1 protein-coding gene is annotated in these 1,252 nt (G+C 77.6%); it reads right to left on the bottom strand.

What is annotated here, in order from left to right; translation table 11 throughout:
- A partial coding sequence (locus MHW47_RS35520) for an acyltransferase domain-containing protein (protein WP_374230202.1) occupies positions 1–1,234 on the bottom strand: 1,234 nt, incomplete at its 3' end.
- Positions 1,235–1,252: the final 18 nt, after the last annotated feature.

Raw genomic sequence — 1,252 nt, 5'->3', positions numbered from 1 at the left:
CCGGGGCCAGCCGGGGCGCCGGCGGCAGCGTCATCACCGGACGCGGCAGGCGCGGCGGCGGCAGCGGCCGTACCGCTACGGCGGGCACCGTGGCCGGCGGCTCCGTGGCGGCGGCCGCCAGCCAGCCCAGCAACTCCTCCGCCCGCACCGGCACCCCCGCCACCACGAGTTCGGCCACGGCGAGGCACAGCTGCCGCAGCCCGCCGTCCTCCGGCGCGTCCAGGGCCACGGCCACGTGCTCCCGGTCGCCGAGGACCCGGGTGATCCACCCCGTGCACAGCCGGCGCGGCCCGTGTTCGACGAAGATGCGGACGCCGTCCGCCCACGCCTGCTCCACCGTCGCCGCGAAGTCGATCATGCCCATGCCCTGGGCGGTGACCGCGTCGGCCGCCCGGTCGGCGGTCGGCAGGTACGCCCGCCCGGTCGCCCCGCTGTAGAACCGCACACCGGGCACCGTCACGGTGGGCCGCAGATGGGCCGCGCGCCACACCTCGCGGACCTCCGCCAGCTCCGGCGCGTGGGCCGCCAGGTCGTAGTCCAGCTCGACGGCGAACTCGGCGCCCAGCCGGGCCACGACGGCCGCGCACGCCCGGGCTTCGCCGCCGACGACGCACACGCCCGGCGCGTTCACCGCCATCAGATGGACGGCGGGCTCCCCGGCGAGGGCCGCCCGGACGGTGTCCGCGTCCGCACCGACCAGAAAGCTGGACCACCGCGAGCCCTCGATGCCGTGGCGCCGCCAGTAGCGGCGCACCGCGCGCAGTTCCCCCGTGAGTTCCGTGGTGAACAGGCCGGTGGCGCGGGTCGCCTCGTACAGCCCGGCGGCGTCCGGCCACGCCCCCAGCGCGACCAGCGCGGTGGACTCGCCGGAGGAGTACCCGAGCGCGGCGTCCGGGCGCAGCCCCAGCACCTCGCGGCTGAACACCGTGTGCGTGACGGCCAGTTCGGCCGCCGCCCAGATCTGCCCCAGCACCCCCTGGCGCGGCCCCGTCCGCAGGCGCGTGCCGATGGCCCGATGGGTCTCCCGTACGGTTTCGCCCAGCGAGGGCAGTGCCAGCATGAGTTCACGGCCCATGCCGGCGTACGCGGCGGAGCCGTTGGTGTAGACGAACGCGGTCCGGCCGCTCACCGGCCGGTCCCGGAACCGCACCCCGGCCGGCCGCGCCCCGCCCCCGGTCAGCCAGCGGCGGGCCGCCTCCCGCAGCTCCGGGGGCACACCGTCGCCCGCGGTCACGAACGCCAGCTTCGCCGG

The sequence above is a fragment of the Streptomyces sp. OfavH-34-F genome (assembly GCF_022347745.1).
Taxonomy (GTDB): Bacteria; Actinomycetota; Actinomycetes; order Streptomycetales; family Streptomycetaceae; genus Streptomyces.
The sequence above is the reverse complement of the archived record's forward strand: the minus strand, read 5'-3'. Positions and strand labels throughout refer to the sequence as shown.